The organism is Devosia sp. J20-27 (assembly GCF_055808595.1).
Genome location: NZ_CM147875.1, coordinates 105,573 through 123,223, shown reverse-complemented (window position 1 = coordinate 123,223; position 17,651 = coordinate 105,573). Strand labels below are relative to the sequence as shown.

The 17,651-nt window shown below is 60.2% G+C and carries 13 protein-coding genes; 9 read left to right on the top strand and 4 right to left on the bottom strand.

The features are described 5' to 3' along the window. Positions 1 to 270: 270 nt before the first annotated feature. On the bottom strand, positions 271 to 903 hold the full coding sequence (locus tag AC0L4C_RS00580) for a TetR/AcrR family transcriptional regulator (RefSeq protein WP_473401570.1): 633 nt from the start codon (positions 901 to 903) through the stop codon (positions 271 to 273). 83 nt (positions 904 to 986) lie between these two features. Between AC0L4C_RS00580 and AC0L4C_RS00575 the strand changes: the two genes are divergently transcribed. The 6 genes from AC0L4C_RS00575 to AC0L4C_RS00550 all read left to right on the top strand — a co-directional run bounded on the left by AC0L4C_RS00575 (position 987) and on the right by AC0L4C_RS00550 (position 8,238). Further along, positions 987 to 2,069: an efflux RND transporter periplasmic adaptor subunit gene (locus tag AC0L4C_RS00575; RefSeq protein WP_473401569.1), complete on the top strand. Its 1,083-nt coding sequence runs from the start codon at positions 987 to 989 to the stop codon at positions 2,067 to 2,069. Position 2,070: 1 nt separating this feature from the next. Continuing rightward, positions 2,071 to 3,279, top strand: a complete 1,209-nt coding sequence (locus AC0L4C_RS00570) for an ABC transporter permease (RefSeq protein WP_473401568.1) — start codon at positions 2,071 to 2,073, stop codon at positions 3,277 to 3,279. Next, complete coding sequence (locus tag AC0L4C_RS00565) at positions 3,276 to 3,956, top strand: ABC transporter ATP-binding protein (protein WP_473401567.1); 681 nt, start codon at positions 3,276 to 3,278, stop codon at positions 3,954 to 3,956. The genes AC0L4C_RS00570 and AC0L4C_RS00565 overlap by 4 nt, the downstream gene beginning before the upstream one ends. Positions 3,957 to 4,826: 870 nt before the next feature. Continuing rightward, positions 4,827 to 5,543, top strand: coding sequence for an SOS response-associated peptidase (locus AC0L4C_RS00560; protein ID WP_473401565.1), 717 nt, complete (start codon positions 4,827 to 4,829; stop codon positions 5,541 to 5,543). Between the two features lie 56 nt (positions 5,544 to 5,599). Then, a complete protein-coding gene (locus AC0L4C_RS00555) occupies positions 5,600 to 6,925 on the top strand; it encodes a phenylacetate--CoA ligase family protein (protein WP_473401564.1) in 1,326 nt (441 codons plus the stop codon). Further along, a complete protein-coding gene (locus AC0L4C_RS00550) occupies positions 6,922 to 8,238 on the top strand; it encodes a phenylacetate--CoA ligase family protein (RefSeq protein ID WP_473403588.1) in 1,317 nt (438 codons plus the stop codon). The genes AC0L4C_RS00555 and AC0L4C_RS00550 overlap by 4 nt, the downstream gene beginning before the upstream one ends. Before the next feature lie 27 nt (positions 8,239 to 8,265). Here the strand turns inward: AC0L4C_RS00550 and AC0L4C_RS00545 are convergent, their stop codons facing one another. The 3 genes from AC0L4C_RS00545 to AC0L4C_RS00535 form a co-directional block, all read right to left on the bottom strand. Then, positions 8,266 to 9,201, bottom strand: coding sequence for a hypothetical protein (locus tag AC0L4C_RS00545; RefSeq protein WP_473401563.1), 936 nt, complete (start codon positions 9,199 to 9,201; stop codon positions 8,266 to 8,268). A 317-nt stretch (positions 9,202 to 9,518) separates the two neighbouring features. Then, positions 9,519 to 10,618, bottom strand: a protein-coding gene (locus AC0L4C_RS00540; RefSeq protein WP_473399812.1) for an IS3 family transposase whose coding sequence is annotated in 2 segments (ribosomal slippage) — positions 9,519 to 10,366 and positions 10,366 to 10,618 — 1,101 coding nt in all. Because the reading frame shifts where the segments join, the coding sequence is not laid out codon by codon here. A gap of 26 nt (positions 10,619 to 10,644) precedes the next feature. Next, complete coding sequence (locus AC0L4C_RS00535) at positions 10,645 to 11,655, bottom strand: hypothetical protein (RefSeq protein ID WP_473401562.1); 1,011 nt, start codon at positions 11,653 to 11,655, stop codon at positions 10,645 to 10,647. A gap of 1,145 nt (positions 11,656 to 12,800) precedes the next feature. On the opposite strand from AC0L4C_RS00535, the gene AC0L4C_RS00530 reads away from it, so the two are divergent. The 3 genes from AC0L4C_RS00530 to AC0L4C_RS00520 are packed head-to-tail and all read left to right on the top strand — an operon-like array spanning position 12,801 to position 17,493. Beyond that, a complete protein-coding gene (locus tag AC0L4C_RS00530) occupies positions 12,801 to 14,174 on the top strand; it encodes an Eco57I restriction-modification methylase domain-containing protein (RefSeq protein ID WP_473401561.1) in 1,374 nt (457 codons plus the stop codon). A 5-nt stretch (positions 14,175 to 14,179) separates the two neighbouring features. Further along, a complete protein-coding gene (locus AC0L4C_RS00525; protein WP_473403570.1) occupies positions 14,180 to 16,414 on the top strand; it encodes a sensor histidine kinase in 2,235 nt (744 codons plus the stop codon). Further along, positions 16,414 to 17,493 (top strand): hypothetical protein, encoded by a 1,080-nt coding sequence (locus tag AC0L4C_RS00520; protein WP_473401560.1) that lies wholly within the window; start codon positions 16,414 to 16,416, stop codon positions 17,491 to 17,493. The genes AC0L4C_RS00525 and AC0L4C_RS00520 overlap by 1 nt, the downstream gene beginning before the upstream one ends. Positions 17,494 to 17,651 lie beyond the last annotated feature (158 nt).

The following is a 17,651-nucleotide window of genomic DNA, read 5'->3' as shown; positions in this document are numbered from 1 at the left end:
CCATCGTTTGAGAAAAATGGTGCTGCAAGAGAGGATTGAACTCTCGATGAGTCAGCAAAAACAATGACTTATGTCGTGTGTTGTAACAGTGTGGTGGGTGAGAAAATGTGTGCGGATTGGAGGCCTAGTGGGCTCTGCCTCTTGGGCCCTGATACCCCCGAATCCTATTCCATCCACCGATGGCCTTTCACAGTCTGAGTGCGGCAACGATCGTTTGGAACGCCAGCGGAATCTGGCGCCCGCCTAGGTGGTGCCACCCGACGGTAATAGCTACTGCCTGTTCGGTGCCGCGTCATGCCCGCGAATGAAGGCATCGGCATGCGCGGCGTCGAATGCGGCCAGCGACATCGGATAGCAGCCTTTGCCACCTAGTTCGGCTTGATGGAGGCGGGCAATGACCATCGGTGCGAGTAGGGCAATGGCAGCAAAGCGCGTTTCGGTCCGGCGCATCTCACCGCGCTCGACATGCGCGCCGAGTCGGGCCGCGATAGCACCGAGGACGGGCTCGAGGTGATGCCCCAGATAGGCCAATCCGGCGTTGGCGCTGGCGAGGCCTTCGGTCAGTCCCAGCACCTGTAGCGACAGGACGCCCCGGTCAAGACCCTGGCCGAGCATGCTGACCAGCACGGTGACGGACTCGCGAAAAGGTCCGCTAGGCTGTGACGCGGCCACGAGGTAGACATCGCCTTCATGCCTTGCCTGTTCGAGGATGGACTCGATCAGCGTCTGCCGGTCGACGAAATAATGGGCGAGCGTCGAGGGCGACACGCCACAGGCAGCGGCTAGGTCGCGCCAGCTGGCATTGCGGCCTTCGGGCTTGGCAAGGTGCCGGCGCGACAGCGCAATAAGGGCGCGGCGGCGTTCGTCGAACTGCTTGTCCCGGCTGCCGGTGGGACGTGCCATTTGATTCCTCTAGCGAAGGTGCTTCCCTTCTAATACGCGATCCGTTACGTTCTGTATATCGACTGTAATAAGGAATTATCGCGATGGCACAGGCCAAGACCGGAAGACGGCGCCGCAAGTTCGGCTGGGCGGCGCTTCTGCTGGTGCTTGCAGTCGGTGTCGGCGGCTATGCCGCAATCGCTCGGCCCTGGGAAAAGAGACCTCTTGCGGTCAAGGTCGAGACTCTCGCGACCGGCCCACTGTCGCAGGTGCTAGCCGTCAATGGACGCGTTGCCGCCAAGCGCACCGTCGCCATGCGTTCGACGGTCCAGGCTCGCGCCATTTCCGTGCTTGTCGATGTCGGCGATGCCGTTACGGCCGGCCAGCTGCTCGCCCAGCTCGATACTAGCCAGCAGAAGCTGCAGGTCGATCAGGCCTACGCTGCCCTCGAGGCGGGTCAGGTGCGGCGCGATCAGGCGCGGACCGATCTCGAACGCGCCCAGGCGCTGGGCGACAATGTTACCCGCGCTACGCTCGACAATGCCGAGACGGCGTTTCGTGCCGCCGAAAACGAAGTGTCGCGCCTCCAGGCAGTGCTCGACCAGTCCGAGAACCTCCTCGAACAATACTCCTTCCGCGCCCCCTTCGACGGCGTCGTGCTGGAGCGCGGCGCTGAGGAGGGGCAGCTCGTCGATCTCCAGTCGCAGCTCTTTACCATCGCCGATCTCTCTGAACTTCTGGTCGAGACCGATGTCGACGAACTCTACTCCTCGCAGGTCCGCACGGGTCTGGCCGCGTTGCTCAAGCCCGCCGGTGGGACCGCTTCGCAGTCGGGCAAGGTGACCTTTGCCGCGCCCAGCGTCGATCCGCAGACCGGCGGCCGGGCGATCAAGATCAACTTCGACGTTCCGGTGTCCCTCCCCATTGGCCTCACCGTGAACGCTAATGTCATCGTGGCGGAAAATGTCGACGCCCTCTCAGTGCCGCGCGGGGCGCTTGCGACCGAAGGAGCCCGCGCCTTCGTCCTCGTGGTCAAGGATGGCGTCGCCCAGGAGCGCGATGTGCGCTTTGTCGACTGGCCGGCCGACCGGCTCGAGATCACAGAGGGGCTGGCGGCGGGCGAGCAGGTCATCCTCGATCCCTCGACCGTCACCCCCGGCCAGGCTGTCACGCCCTCGGAGTCATGAGATGCCGTTCGTCCTCAAGGTCGCCTTCCGCTACCTGACCGCCAACAAGAGCCAGACGGCGCTGCTGATCACCGGCGTTGCCGTCGGCGTCTTTGTCTTCGTGTTCATGAGCGCGCTGATCGGCGGGCTAGCGGTGTTTCTCGTGCAGCGCACCGTTGGCGACATCTCGCATGTCACCATCGAGGCGCCCGATCGTGTGGCCGACGCCATCACGGCGGGTGGCGATCAGACGCTGCTGCTCGTGCGGCAACGCTCTACCTCGCAGCGCGAAGTGCTACGCACGGCCGATGCCTTCCTCCCCGTCATCGAGGCGATGCCCGAGGTCGAGGCGTTCTCACCCCAGGTGGTGGGCAATGGCTTCATGATCCGCGGTCAGATCCGCGCTGCCGTGTCCGTTACAGGCGTCGAGCCAAACAAGGCCTCGGCCATCGCCGATCTGGCGAGCCGGCTGACCGGCGGCACCGCCGACCTCACCAGCTCGACGGTCCTGCTCGGCAACAAGCTTGCTGCCGATCTGGGAGTGGGCGTCGGGCAGGTCGTGCGGCTGCAGTCGGACCGCGGCATCGATCGATCCTTCGTCGTTGGGGGACTCTTCGAGATCGGTGTGGAGGCGCTAGATAGCCGCGCGGCCTTTGTCAGCCTTTCGGCGGCGCGAACGCTATTCGAGATCCCGCAGGGCCTGTCGCGGATCGAGGTCAAGCTTTGGGACCTCTACGACGCCGAGCGCGTCGCCGACCGGCTTGCCGCCGAAACCGGACTTGAGGCGACGCCATGGACGGCCAACAATGCGCAGCTGCTCGATGGGCTCCGGGCGCAGGGCAGTTCGGGGACGCTGATCAAGGCTTTTGCGCTGATCACCATTATCATTGGCGTCGCTAGTGCGTTGTCGCTCTCGACCTACCGGCGCCGCCCCGAGATCGGGATCATGCGGGCCATGGGTGCGAGCCGGCGTTTCGTCACCACGGTCTTCATCGTCCAGGGTGCGCTGATCGGCATAATCGGCGGGCTCATGGGGGCAGGGCTCGGCTTTGCCGCCCTATCGCCGTTCCCGGTGCCCGAACTGGCGCCGCCGGGCGGCCTGCCGGTCGACGTGCGGCTGGGCGCTTACGACCTCGCCATTGCCCTGACAGCGATCGCCGCCACCCTCGCGTCCATCCTTCCGTCGCGCGCTGCGTCACGTGTCGAGCCGGTCACGGTGATCTCGCAATGACCGAAGAACCGCTGGTGGTCGTCCGCGATCTGGTCAAGACCTTCACCGATGGCGAAGTCGAAACCCAGGTGCTCAAGGGGCTCGATCTTACTCTCGTGCCGGGCGAACTCTGTGCCCTGCTCGGTCCCTCGGGCTCCGGTAAGAGCACGCTGCTCACCATCCTCGGCACTCTGGCCCGCGCCACTTCGGGCGCCCACAGAATGATCGGCCAGGATCTGATGAGTGCCAGTGACGCCGAACTCACCGAGTTCCGCAACGCCCACATCGGCTTTGTCTTCCAGTTCCACCACCTGCTGCCCGATTTCACCGCCGTCGAGAACGTGGCCTTTCCCTCGTCCCTGCGCGATGGCCGTGAGACGGCGGCGGCCCGGGATCGGGCGCGTGAGCTGCTGGTCCGCGTCGGGCTCGAAACACGTGCCAACTACCTCGCGACGCAGCTCTCGGGTGGGCAGAAACAGCGTGTCGCCATTGCACGCGCTCTGATGAACCGGCCCGAACTCGTCCTCGCCGACGAGCCGACCGGCAGCCTCGACAAGGACTCGGCTCAGCAGGTGCTCGACCTGATTGCTGAAATCAGCGAGGCCGAGCGCACCAGCTACCTAATCTCGACGCATGACGACAAGGTCGCCGCCGCCTGCCGCCGCCAGATCCGCATGGTCAATGGCGCGATAGCCTAACGGCGCTGCCCGAAACTCAGGACGATCAGCGCCAAGAAGACGGCCGAAACGATGCATGGCATCTGCGACAAGTATGGCATCGTTACCAAACGGATTGCGCCGGTTGCGGCGTTCGCGATTGATCAGACCGATAACATAACGATCAACGAGTTCACGGTGGGGCCAGCGCACCATCCCCGGTCAGAAAACCTTCTAGCGGGTGTTCGTCTCGGGCCAGTCAACGAGGAATCCCAGACTTTGCAGATGCGCAAGCCTACCTGAGGTGGCCTAAGGGCAGAACACTTCTAGCGCTCCCTTGCGAACCTCCACCTTCCCCGGAGTTTGCGTGACCACCTCGCCATCGGCATTGACCGGCCGTCGCGTCCTCGTCCGGATCTTAAAACTGTCTGAAAGGCGATGAACTAGTCCGACCCGCCTAAGCAAGAAGCACGAGGGAGGGGACTTCCTCAGCTACTTACGGACCCAGTGGAAGCTCCCACCGGCTTCCGCCGCCAATCCTGCCCGGCGTGCCCGCGGTTGGGTCATCGATCAGCTTCAGCGCTGCCGGACGCTGCTCGCAGGTCTTGCATCGGAGGCGCGGGATCACAGTCCGCAGCGTCTGCGTCCAGCCAACGTTGCCCGCCATTTGGCGCAGTGAGTAGATCTGCCTGCCGCAGGCGCAATGCCCCTCCAGCCACAGCCCAACAAGGAGTTGCAGGTGTGCATCCCACGGGGGCTCGATCGGCCGTATGGTGCCGCCATCCGGCGGCAACCCGTATTTTGTCGTGTCTCCGCGCATCCTGACCATGCGAGGAGAATGATGAGAACAAAATAGGAACGCAAGCCACTAGGGATTGTGGGCTCGGAACCGGCTCGGGCAACTATGCCGGTATGTGCAACCTCTACAATGTCACCACCACGACCGAGGCGATGCAGGCGCTCCGCGCCAGCTGGGAGCGCGTCAATCGCAACGTGCCTCCGCTCTATGGCGTCTATCCGGACTACTTTGCCCCGATCTGCACCGCGACTGAGAATCGGCGAGTGATGAAGCTGGCACGCTGGGGCCTGCCATCGCTCAAGCAGCCAGCAGATCCGACCAAGGTTAACAAGGGCACGACGAACATCCGGCACCCCTGGTTCGACGACTGGAAGGGGTATCTGGGCGTCGAGCATCGCTGCCTGGTGCCCTGGAACCGGTTTTCGGAGCCGACCAAGCTGACAGACGGCAAGACCGGTTGGGCCTGGTTTGCTCTTGGCGAAGACGCGCCGGTATCATTCTTTGCCGGCCTCTGGACGCCATGGAACGGCATCCGCCGCAAGGATGAGGGACCATTGGACCATGAGGTCTTTGCCTTCTTCACCACAGCGCCGAACGCGGAGGTCAAACCGATCCACCGCAAGGCGATGCCGGTGATCCTTACTACAGAAGAGGAATGGGACGTCTGGCTACGAGCACCATGGAGCGAGGCGAAGACGCTGCAGCGGCCATTGCCGGATGGGTCTCTCACGGTGGTGGCGGAGAGGCCGCTGAAGTGGCTGCCCGTGCTCGACGGCGAGCCGGAGGGTGGCGATCCGCTGCGCCTGCCGATCCAGCAGAGCTTACTCTAGAGTCCACCAGAGCAAGGTCTGCGGCTTGATACACGGACACCTCTCTTGACAGACGAATGCGCAAGGCTGTTGCTTCCCCGATGGATGCTGGTGTCAGTCTGCAGCAACAATTCTTCGAGATGCTGATGGACAGCCAATGGTGGTCCTCGCGGTCGATCCGTGACTACCAGGCCAGTCAGCTTAGCCAGCTGCTTGCGCACGCTTCCCGAAACGTGCCGTTCTACCTCGACAAGCTCGAACCAGCGCTACGCCGAGACGGAGAGCTCAACTGGGATAGGTGGGCCGAGCTCCCAGTCGTGACGCGTCGTGACCTGCAGCAAAACCGCGCCGCGATGCTTGCAACTGCCGTGCCGCCGGGGCACGGAGAAACGGCTGTGTTCAAGTCCTCAGGATCGAGCGGCATTCCGATCGAGGTCACGGTAAACGGACTCACGACGCTCGCTAATACCGCGCTTCGATGGCGCTTTCAGGAGTGGAACGGGCTCGATTGGCGCCAGGATCAGGTCATCTGGCAACTGGACGCCGGAAAGGTGCCAAAGAACAGTGCAAGAAAGCTTGGCCCATGGGGGCCGCCCTGGAAGGCGGAGTCTACGGGGATTTCGTGGGCTGTCGCCAAGGATCACGACACTGTCGACATGGCGGCGTTCCTGCGAGCCACTGGCAGCCGCTATGTCAATCGCGGGCCTAAGGCGATGCATGTGTTTGCGCTGGAGTGTGAGCGGTTGGGGCTCGAGGTCTCCATCGACGCCGTGCTCACCCAGGGAGAGGCATGCGACACCGTAGATCGAGAGGTGTTCAAGCGGGTGTTCGGCGCGCGTGCCCTCGAACTCTATAGCGCCAAGGAGGGCGGGCATATGGCCCATCCATGCGAACTGGGAACATTGCATGTCGCTGAAGAGGCTGTGCTGTTGGAAATCCTCGATGAGGATGGCAGCGCGTGTCCAACTGGGGTTCCGGGGCGCGTGACGATCACGCCATTCTCCTTCACCGCACAACCACTCATCCGCTACCAGCTCGGCGACATCGCCCAGTTTGGGCCGCCCTGTGCCTGCGGAAGGCATTCACGCACTCTTGGCAGAATCCTGGGAAGGGCCACCGCCGTCTTCACCCACCCCGACGGACGGGCGATCTGCCGCTTCTTTCCGGTTCAGGCAAAGTCTATCCTGCAGTGTGGGCTCTGGCAGTTGGCGCAGGTGGGGCCGCTGGAATTTGAAATACGCTACGTGCCAAACGGGGTGGCTGACGAAACCGCCTTCACCGAGCTGTTTCACAGCATCTTTTTCCCGGATGCTCGTCTGGCGTTTCGACCAATGGAGCACTTGGGTCCGACAAAGGCCGGTAAGTTCATTGAGTATGTCAACGAGCTGACGGACCCTCAATGAACAGGAGCAACCTGCAACAGCATTTTTTCGAAATGCTCGAGGACAGTCAGTGGTGGCCGGTCGAGGAAATTGCTCGCTATCAGCACTCCCAGCTTGTCCAGCTCGTTCGGCACGCCAGGCAAAATACAGACTTTTACGCAACCCGGCTCGATGTCCTCATCGACGGGGTAGGCGACATCGACCTTTCTAGGTGGCTCGAGGTTCCGATCCTAAAACGGCAGGACCTTGTCGATCACATCGCTGCTCTGCATGCCCGCGTGCTGCCCGACGGACATGGGCCCGTGGGTCAGGCCAGTAGCTCCGGATCCAGCGGCATCCCTATCACCGTGACCAACACAGCGTTGCAGGGGTTGGCAGACAACGCGGCACGATGGCGAGGGCACCGTCGCCTGGGGTTCGACTGGCGCCGGAACATCTGTTCGCGGCAGGAGGTTGATGCGGGCAAGGCACCTTGGCCAGACGGCCGTCTGGTCGGGAAGTGGGGGCCGCCATGGCTTTCAAGCTCCACCGGCACGGCCTGGATGATCTACAAAGGAACGCCGGCCGAACAGACACTTGAGTTCATGCAGCGAAACGACTGCGTCTATTTCAACGTCGGCGCCAAGACTGCGCACGCCATTGCTCTGGAGGCGGCCCGACTGGGAGTGAACATTCATCTCGATGCCATTCTTGCGCAAGGCGAGGGATGCGACGAGGAAGACTATGCCGCGTGCAAGCGTGTCTTCGGCGCCAGGATCATGGAGCACTACAGCTCAAAGGAGATGGGGCAGGGTGCGCACCCCTGCGAACTGGGAACGCTGCATGTCAACGAAGAGAACTTGCTGTTCGAAATAATCGACGAGCATGGTCAGCCGTGCGCGCCGGGCGTTCAAGGACGGGTTGTTGTTACGCCATTCTATTCAACCGCACAGCCACTGATCCGCTACGATCAGGGCGATATCGCCCGGTTCGGCCCGGCATGTGCCTGTGGTCGAACCTCGCGGACAATCGAAAAGGTCGTCGGTCGGGTGTCTGCGATCTTCAGGCATCCCGACGGTCGAGCCATCTCTCGGCTGTTGCCTAAAGCAGCACGGTCTGCGCTCAACTGCACGATGATGCAATTGGCGCAGACCGGACCAAATGCCTACGAGGTGCGGTATCTTCCAAAGACACCTGAAAGCCAGCCGGATGAGCAGACCTTCAAAGATATCTTCTTCGCTGAGTATTTTGACGATGCGGAGGTCAAGTTTGTCCGCGTCGCGAGCATTCCGTCAAACGGTGTGTCTGGTAAGATCAGCGACTACGTCAATGAATTCTATTCAGCCTCAGTCTGAAGTTCCAAGCCAGCCTAATTCTATCGATTATTCAACGATTAGGACACAAGCGCCCTCACCATCGGTCACATAGGTTGAGTTGGAATAGGGACCAGGAAGATTGGCCTGGCAATCCAACAACTCAGGATCGGTCGGCGTCGGCGTTGTTGCCGCTGTCGTCTTGTTGATCACGTTTGCCGCCGCGCCGAACAGATCGAGCGCGCGGTTCGGCGGATCGTCCTGACGGTGGCGATCGATGAGCGACTTCTGATCGTCGTTTCCGCCGATATAACCCTTTAGGCCGACCGTGAAGATATAGGCCCCGCTGGCATGCGCGCTCGCATCGGCAGTCAGCGACAATGGCGTGCCGAAGTCACGGAAAAGGTATTCGGTGCCGATATGGGCCGCATTGTCCCCCAAGATGGAGCTGACGCCGAGTTCGAAGCGCCAATCGTCGGTTGCATAATAGGCGATGTCACCAATTCCAAACAGCCCGCTGACGTCCGGCGTCAGTGGATTAACGTAATCGATGGCGGCGTAGCCGGCCCAACCTTCAAGACTGATGCGGTCGAGATAGAGTTCAGCCTCTGGACCGATCGCTGCGAGGCGTGCACCTGGTGCGAATACGATACCGGCCGTGACACCGGCGAGGTAGAGCGAAGGATCGCGGGTGAAGGCATGCAACGCGCCACCATAGTTGATGCCAGCGCTATTGAGGGTTGCCATCACGTCGGCCTGAAGCCCGAAGCGGTCACCCACAGGAAGGCTCAGCGAGCCAGCGGCGCGAAATGCGGCGTTGCCCGGAGACATCGCGCCAGCATCGAACTCCCACTTCCCGTTCACAGCAGACACAGCGCTGAGCGGATAGTTATCTTCAGCAATCGGAATGGGCGAGAGCATCAGGTCCGCAGCATGTGCTGCTGCGCCCCATGCGAGCGCGCTCACCGTGCCCAATAGAACGCTCAAGAATCGACGACTGAACATGTGAACCCCTCACCTACTACGCCCAAACGCATACAGGTCCCATTCGGGCTAGGTAGCAATGCCATCGTGCAATTCATTCCGTCGACGTTGCTATTCTGCATCACGGCCTTAACTAAAAGCTAACCGACTCAAACTGCGGTGCGCCCGGCCAAGGGAGATCATTTCTGACGGGGCTATCAGCCGAGTCGAGTAGGCGGCCTGATGCTCTGCAACAAGAGGGGACCAAGTTTGTTCGCCCAAAGGCAGCGGAAAAATGCCTGACCTGAGCCCCAAGTTCCCTCCGGCTTTGAGGAGAGTCCTTGGTTGATGTTTTGGCCCTATGCGGCCTGCTTTTCCAGTGCCAGTTGCGTGGCGAACTCGTTGGGCGTGAGATTGCCCAGCGAGGAGTGTGGTCGCTGGGTGTTATAGTCCTCCTTCCATGCGCTGATCCGGTCCCGAGCCTCAGCCAGTGACGAGAACAGCGTCTCGTTGAGACATTCATCGCGGAAGCTGCCGTTGAAGCTCTCGATGAGGCCGTTCTGCATGGGCTTGCCGGGAGCGATGTAGTGCCAGTCGATCTGGCGGTCCTGGGTCCAGCGCAGGATCGCCATGCTGGTGAACTCGGTGCCGTTGTCGCTGACCACCGTCAGGGGCCGACCGCGGCGAGCAATGATGGTATCGAGCTCGCGCACCACACGCCTACCCGAGAGCGCGGTATCGGCGACCAGAGCCAGGCACTCGCGCGTATGATTGTCGACGACGGCCAGCACCCGGAAGCGGCGACCATCGGTGAAGGCATCGGAGACGAAGTCGAGGCTCCAGCGCTGGTTCGGCTGGTCCGGCACGATCATCGGGCGCCTCGTGCCCAAGGCCCGTTTGCGACCGCCGCGCTTGCGCACCTGCAGTCTCTCCTCGCCATAGAGCCGCCTGAGCTTCTTGATGTTCATGTCGATGCCCTGCCGCTGCAGCATCACGTGGATGCGGCGGTAGCCGAACCGCCGGCGTTGTGACGCGACTGCCTTCATCGCCTCACGCAGTTCCCGATCGTCCGGCCGCAGGCTGCGATACCTGACACTCGATCGGTCAACTTCGAGAGCTTCACACGCCCGCCGCTGGCTCACGCCATGCACCAGGCAGGCATGGGCCACCGCATCCCGCTTCGCGTCGGGCGTCACCATTTTTTTGCAGCGACATCCTTGAGGATGGCGTTGTCCAGCATTGCCTCGGCCAGAAGCTTCTTGAGCCGAGTGTTCTCGTCCTCGAGTGCCTTCAGCCGACGGGCATCGGACACTTCCAGGCCACCATACTTGGCCTTCCACTTGTAGAAGGTGGCACTGCCGATCCCATGCTTGCGGCACAGGTCGGCCGTCCCCAGCCCGGCCTCCTGTTCCTTCAAGATCGCAATGATCTGCTCTTCGTTGAACCTGCTGCGCTTCATCCGTCCGCCCCCTAATGCGGCGGACTCTACCAAAATCTGGAGGAGATCCAGGGGCTCAGGTCACGCACCCTAACCATCGCTGCCGGATTGTCTGCGATCTTGCGATCCTCGACCGCGTGCCTCAACACTGACCGCAGTGCAGCCAACCAAACGTCTTTGATTGTTTTGGTGCTCAGCCGCCCGGCAATCTCATCGCGCCATGCGATTATCTCCTCTGTTTCAAGCCGCCGGGCATCATCAGCTTGTCGAACCTGGCTTCCGCTCAGGCCTCGCTCCCGGACCAAGAAAGAGATGAGATTCTCAAAAATCCTGGGCCAGGCCTTACGTCCGGCGCGTCCCCTTCCACTGGCCTCAAGGTGCCTCAGGTGGTCATCCAGCAAACCCCTTAGCGAGATCGGGGGCATAAACTCTGTCTCTTCGGCATCGATCCGCAACGGCTGCAGGTGCACCGGGTGCACCTCGGGTGCCGGCGACCCCCCGTCCCGGGCATCCACGATCTCAAGGGCGCTAAGCTCAGCAGCAGCGATCGCTCGGGCGGCCTGCCGCCAGCCAGAAGAAAATTGAGTGGCGTCCAGATTGCCGCGCCTCACAAGACGGTCCAGAACATCACCGAGCGCTTCACGGATCTCCTCGTCATGCATTGTTCCGATCACAATTTGTCGCAGAGCTTCGACATAGCCATCATCGATGGAGATCGAAGCCCAGGTCGGTCCGGCATTGCGCCACTGTTCATCCTGGACCAACCGCAGCTGGTAGTGATTTCGGGCGAGCTCCTCGACGGTCATTGGCATGGCGGCGGTTCGAGCATGATCGCCCTCAGCGTCCATGCGGGCGTGCAGGACCTCCCTAGCGTGATCGATCCGGGCATTGATCTTGACCAGCTCAAATGGGTGCCTATCAAGCGCACGCTTGCGATCAGGCCCCAAAGGTGCCCTGAGTTCGCCAGCGCCCACAATCGCCCGCAAGGCCGTGGGCACCACTCGCCGTGCGTAGTAGCGACCGTCCCGATAGAGCAGAAATTTGGTTTTGCCCGCCACGTTGCTACCGCCTATGTAACATGAATGTGGGTCCAAGAGTGGGTGAAACCCTTGGGAACGCAATACAAATAGTGATTTCAACGGGGTAGGGTGGTGCTGCAAGAGAGGATTGAAACCTAACCGCAGTGCCAAAAGCCGAGGAATTCCGGGCTTCTTGGAAATCAATTTGTAGCTGTTGTTTGTAGCTCCTGCAAGAAGGTCGGAGCCGGTGTCTTCTTGGTAGACCAGGATGTAAGATTGCCAACTAGTCGGTCTCCACTCTGGTAACGCAAGCGCTTGGTAGGGCACGGTTATGGGATGTGTTGTTTGTGGTAGCGAACCGACCGTCAAATCTCACCTAATTCCCCGGGCTATATTTCACGACATGAAGCGGCCTGGACGCCCCTTCGTAGCCGGGCGCAAAGACGACACTGGCTACCGCGCTATTCAGTCGGGCGAGTGGGACGGTACTATCCTCTGCTCAGAACACGAGGCGATGCTTGCGCGGTGCGACAAGTACGGAGTCCATTTCTGTCGGCAGGTTCAGTCCGCAGTTGGCGCGGGGAAGAGGCTCTTCAGTGCTAATAACCCCAATCCCAGATTGCTGCTGGATTTCGCTTTCGCTTGCGTCTGGAGGACCGCCGCATCAAGAAGCAAGGGGCGGCCGAAGGACTGGTTAGGGCCCTACGCTAGCAAACTCGAGGGTACTTTATTTGGAGGCGAGCCCTTCTCCTCGCTTCTGCTGGTTGCTCGGCACTCCTACCGCCTACCAAACGGTGAGGCTGTGAATTTCGGCGCCCTCCCATTCAGGTATCAGGAGGCGAACATCCGCTTCTGGAGATTCATCGTCTGCGGACTCACCTTCGACCTTAAGATGGACAACCGGAGCGCTCCTGCCGCGATGCGCACCCTCGACGTCTCCGCGTCTGAGGATGTCTTCCTTCATGACGAATTCCCCGCCTCCATCATGGCTGATCCTGGGCTGGGGCCGAGCTTCCAACGTATGGCCGTCCCGCCAGGGCTCACTGTGAGGGGATCACGAAAAGAAAAATGACGACACTGGCCAGAACAATGTGGCCCAGCAAGCTTGCCGGTCGGCCGTCGCACGTCTACTTTATACGAGGGGAAGGGTGCCTAGCGCATCCGCTGTGGTCAATAGGGTAATCATGAATCTAGCGGGCGCGGCGGCTCTCACCAAAGACTGGGGCCCATGGGATCGTGTTTCGCTGTATCTCGATCGGTGTCAAGTCGACACGCCGGATGATCTAGTGGAGACAACTTGGCGACTTGTCGGTCAATATCGGACCGCCATTGGGACTGTCGTCGACTTCGGTGCCGGTGACGGCCGCTTCGCTCGTCACGGAAAGTATCGCCGGTACGTCGGTTACGAAATCGATGAGAAGCGTGCGTCGGGCGCTGCGCTGCCCTCGAATGCGGAGCTCCAATACCGTTGCGCCTTTACAGACACAGTCGACACTGCCGATCTTAGCATCGGAAACCCGCCATTCGTGAGAAACCAGGACCTCCCAGAGGGATGGCGGCAGCGGGCCTCAGGGATCCTCGCTCGGAGAACTGGGGTGGCGATCTCAGGCTTGGCAAACGCTTGGCAGTACTTCTTCCTGCTGTCTCTAGCCAGCACTAAGTCGGATGGCCTTTGTGCGTTGGTCATTCCCTATGAATGGGTTTCTCGACCTTCCGCAAAGGAGCTTCGGGAGCTAATTCGAAGCAAGGGATGGGCTGTTCGTGTCTATCGGCTCATGGATCACACTTTCTCAGACGTCCTGACAACATCCTCTATTACAATCGTCGACAAGTCCAAGAAGGATGGATCGTGGTCCTACTTCGAAGAGAACGTCGATGGCGACTTCGACGAACTCAGGTCGCCCAGTGGCAGCGAACTAGGTGTCCTGCCTTACCTAACGAGGGCCGGCGTCAACCGCGAGCTGCCGCATGCCATTCGGGGTCTCAGTCCTGGCACTCAGAAGGTGCTTACCCTAACGGAAGGGCAGCGCGTACGATTTGGCCTCCACCGCACGCGCGACGTTGTCCGGTGTGTTACGACGCTTCGCCCAGTGCCCGCGGGTATGGCGTCGCTGGACGAAGAAGCGTTTGCTCGCCACTACCTCGATGCTGGCGCAAAGTGTTGGCTTATCCGTACTGATCGAGAACCGACTGATCGACTGCAAGCGTATTTAGACGCCGTGCCTGCTTCTGACTATCAGACTGCAACCTGCATGGAACGAAAGGATTGGTGGCGCTTCAAATATCCCGACACCCCTGTGGCACTAATCTCTCAAAGTTTTACCAAGGCGTTTCCCAAGGTGGTGGCGAACGAGATTGGGGCTAAAGCCGTCGGCAGTGTATGCGGCATCTATGGTGCGAGCCCTCAACAGGTAGCTCACATTGTCGGCGGACTTGGAGGCGCAGATCTTGATGATCGCGTTGTGTCACACTCTCACGGCCTCAAGAAGGTAGAGATCAACCAGCTAAATGCGCTGTTTGCGGCGCAGTTCTCGGAGGAGTTATGCCGCCAGAGCTAGGCTTGTTGGACAAAGGCGAGATCACCTTCACCATAGAAAGCCGTGTCCTGCGAGAGTTGGGTGAGCGGCTGGTCAAAGAGCCTGAGGTCGCTCTCGTCGAACTCATCAAGAATGCCTACGACGCCGATGCTACGGAATGCGTCGTACGTTTGGATGGACGCAAATCCATCACCGTGACCGACGACGGCTCTGGGATGACCCTCGATCAGTTTGTCGGGGGTTGGATGAGAGTAGGAACGAGCGCAAAAGAGGGGCTCCGGCTCACCCCACACTTCCATCGCGCCATCACTGGCGAAAAAGGGATTGGCCGTTTCGCCGTTCGATTTCTCGGCCAGAAGCTGGATTTGACGACCGTAGCGTACGACGAGGCTCGAGGTGCAAAGACGCAACTTACTGCATCGTTCGATTGGCCCCGTTTCGACATCACCGAGGACCTCGACAGCGTTAAAGTTCCGTACTCCCTCAAGATCGCGGATGAGGACGCAAAACTCGGGACCACTCTGCAGATCACCGCCATTCGCAAGCCGGCACTGCAACTCGACCTCAAGTCAATACGGACGGCATCTCTCGGAATACTTAGTCCACTTCGCTCTCTGTTCCGCACGGCTACTGGTGGTGACGACTTTGACGCCGGCGATGACATACTCGGCGCTGCAGATCCCGGCTTCATCCTCAATCTTGAAGGTGCGGACCCCGAGGGGAAGGACGTCGCTGCGCAGATTCTGCGAGGATACGTCCTTCGCTCGCGACTGCGTTTCAAAGATGGTCGACTCGATTTGAGGGTTTTCAAGGGCGGCAACAGCCAGCCTTACCTTCAGGTTTTAGACACATATCCCAGCTCTATAGGCGAGGTCTATGCGGACATCCGGTTCTTTCCGAGAAGGACCGGCACCTTCACCAACATGCCAGTCGATGGTCGCCTCGCTCAAACCTGGATTAAGGAGAACAGCGGGATAGCGGTGTTTGATCGACACTTCCGAGTCAAGCCTTATGGCTCACGAGGGGATGACTGGCTCCAATTGGCTGCGGACAATGCCGTAAACACAAGAGACCCGCGCTCATCCATCGCTAAGAAGCATTTCCCGATGGCCGACGCCGTCCGTTCTGATCCATCCGCGAATTGGATGCTCCGGCTGCCGCAGGGTCTTCAGCTAGTCGGACTGGTACAAGTCGAGGGCGTCCGCAACGCCGATCTGCGAGAGGGTAAGGCGGAGGGGCTTATCGCCGCAGCGGATCGAGAAGGTTTTATTGCTAACGATGCATTCGCCCAACTATGGGACCTGGTGCGAGGTAGTGTTGAGGCGCTGGCCGTAGCCGATCGCCGCCTACAAGTTGAGGAAGAAGAGGCGGCACGTCAGGTACTTTTGTCGAGCATTCGCGACAAGACGAAAAGTGCTATATCCGAGGTTCAGGCAAATCCCCACATTCGTGCACCTGACAAGGCCCGTATTGTCGCGGCGCTGGCGGAAACACAGCACCTTGCGGAACGTCAGGACGAGTCGGCTCGAGAGCGAGAGCGTCAACTTGAGGTGATGAGTTTGCTCGGCGTTGTGGCCGGCTTCATGACACACGAGTTTGGCGTAGCGCTGCAAGAGTTGGAGGTCACGCAAACGGATCTCGTTAAACTTGCGGAGCAGGCGCCGCAGTTTGAGCCGATAGCCAAGCGCTTTGACGACCACATTCGTCAATTGAAAGAGTTCGTGACCTATTCGTCAGGCTATGTTCAAGGCGCTAAGACGGCGCCTGATCGCCCATATCCAGCTAAGCCACGGATCCAGCAGGTGAAGCGCATTTTTGGAAAGTATGCTGAAGAGCGCGGTATTGAAGTCGAGATAACTATCGAACCAACAACAATGGCGCCAAGAGTGCCAGTTTCTCTTTACAACGGAATAGCTCTTAATCTCTATACGAATGCCCTAAAGGCCGTTACATCCAGGTTGGGCCGTAAGGGAGGGGCGATTGCGTTTCGGGCATGGAATGAGGGTCGGTGGCACTTCTTGGAGGTGTCCGATACCGGCGTGGGGGTACCGGAAGCCCTCCGTGAGAGAGTGTTCGACCCGCTCTTTACCACGACCCAGTCGCGCAACGATCCTCTAGGCTCTGGGATGGGGTTAGGATTGGCGTTGGTACGACAAGGCGTCGCCGCTTTTGGCGGGCGCATCGACTTCACAGAAGCACCGCCCGGTTTCGCGACCTGCGTATCTGTGCGGTTGCCCGCGGCCGAAGTTGAGGAGGTCTGATGCCTTCGATCCTTCTCATCGACGATAATCAGGCAAATCTTGACAACCTCGCCGGGGCACTCCGGCAGATCATTGGCGCCAATGAGGCGGCGATTGTAGCCTGGCGCCCCACAGCCGGCGACGTGGACCTTCGGGCGGCGCTAGAGGAACGGCTCGAGGATGCAGTGCTGGTCATCACCGACTACGATCTCTCGACGTCTGTGAATGGCCTCTTCGGCCCGACTATTGTGAGTTGGTGCCAAGCTAAGCTCAAACCCGTCGGTGACTTTTCGCGGGGACTGCACAACGCACTTCCCAAGGAACCTAGCCTCTTTGAATTGCGGGTTTCCCCCCAGGACGCGGTGGCAGCTCCATTTATCGTTGCGTGCTACCGTGGCTTCAGAGCTATCACGACTTCCCTCACGGAAAAGCCCGAGGTAGTCGCGGACGGTGCAAGTCTATCGCAGGTTTTGGCCGCGCTCTTCGAGCGCCCCGAGCTTGACGGGGCCCTTGCGCTGTACATGGGCCGATTGGGCTCAGCCAACCCATCTCTAATTCAGAGACTTCAGGAGTTCGCAGGAGACGCTGAACCTGTGAATGAGGACAAGATTCGTCTTCTAACGTACGTGCTGGGCCATGTTCTGGTAAATTCGATCCTGAAGTACCCAGGACCACTTCTTTCTGTTCCCGCTTTGGTAGCTTACCTCGGCACAAGCGAAGCTGACGCTCCCAACCTAACCCCGCTGTTTGATCATGCAAGGTATAGCGGGCCCTTCGCCGAGATCGGTGACTACTTTTGGCGTAGTGGTGTCGACGAAATTCTGGATCAGTCGGCAGCCGACATTGAAGGCAACTTTGACGGTTTTGGCGACTACAATCGAGCCGTCGCGGGTCAGATCGTTGGCAGGCAGCTCGCTACCCACCAGTGCCCTCGATGCGGTGGTACCAAGGGGGGCTTCTGGTGCCCATTCACCCAGAGGGCTGTCTGCGAAAGGGCTGACTGCTCGGTTGCCTCGAGTAGTTGGATCCCGCCCGGGGCACAGCTCACCCGTGTCGAGCGCGATTTCTATGACGAGTGGGCGCCTGTATTGGGCATCTGAGGCAGCGAGTGGACCGAAACTCTATACAGGTGCATAGGCATGTAGTGCAGGCTTGGAACGAGGCCATCGCACAACTTGAAAAGCTGCGTCCGTCCGCGAAGGTGAGACCCAGTTCGCCGCACGACGTATTCCGTCATGCTGATGGCGGGGCCGACACT

Bases quoted from the DNA above. Each gene is read 5' to 3' on its own strand.
- AC0L4C_RS00580 (WP_473401570.1), bottom strand. From the start codon at position 903: ATGGCACGTCCCACCGGCAGCCGGGACAAGCAGTTCGACGAACGCCGC.
- AC0L4C_RS00575 (WP_473401569.1), top strand. From the start codon at position 987: ATGGCACAGGCCAAGACCGGAAGACGGCGCCGCAAGTTCGGCTGGGCG.
- AC0L4C_RS00570 (WP_473401568.1), top strand. From the start codon at position 2,071: ATGCCGTTCGTCCTCAAGGTCGCCTTCCGCTACCTGACCGCCAACAAG.
- AC0L4C_RS00565 (WP_473401567.1), top strand. From the start codon at position 3,276: ATGACCGAAGAACCGCTGGTGGTCGTCCGCGATCTGGTCAAGACCTTC.
- AC0L4C_RS00560 (WP_473401565.1), top strand. From the start codon at position 4,827: ATGTGCAACCTCTACAATGTCACCACCACGACCGAGGCGATGCAGGCG.
- AC0L4C_RS00555 (WP_473401564.1), top strand. From the start codon at position 5,600: ATGCGCAAGGCTGTTGCTTCCCCGATGGATGCTGGTGTCAGTCTGCAG.
- AC0L4C_RS00550 (WP_473403588.1), top strand. From the start codon at position 6,922: ATGAACAGGAGCAACCTGCAACAGCATTTTTTCGAAATGCTCGAGGAC.
- AC0L4C_RS00545 (WP_473401563.1), bottom strand. From the start codon at position 9,201: ATGTTCAGTCGTCGATTCTTGAGCGTTCTATTGGGCACGGTGAGCGCG.
- AC0L4C_RS00530 (WP_473401561.1), top strand. From the start codon at position 12,801: ATGAATCTAGCGGGCGCGGCGGCTCTCACCAAAGACTGGGGCCCATGG.
- AC0L4C_RS00520 (WP_473401560.1), top strand. From the start codon at position 16,414: ATGCCTTCGATCCTTCTCATCGACGATAATCAGGCAAATCTTGACAAC.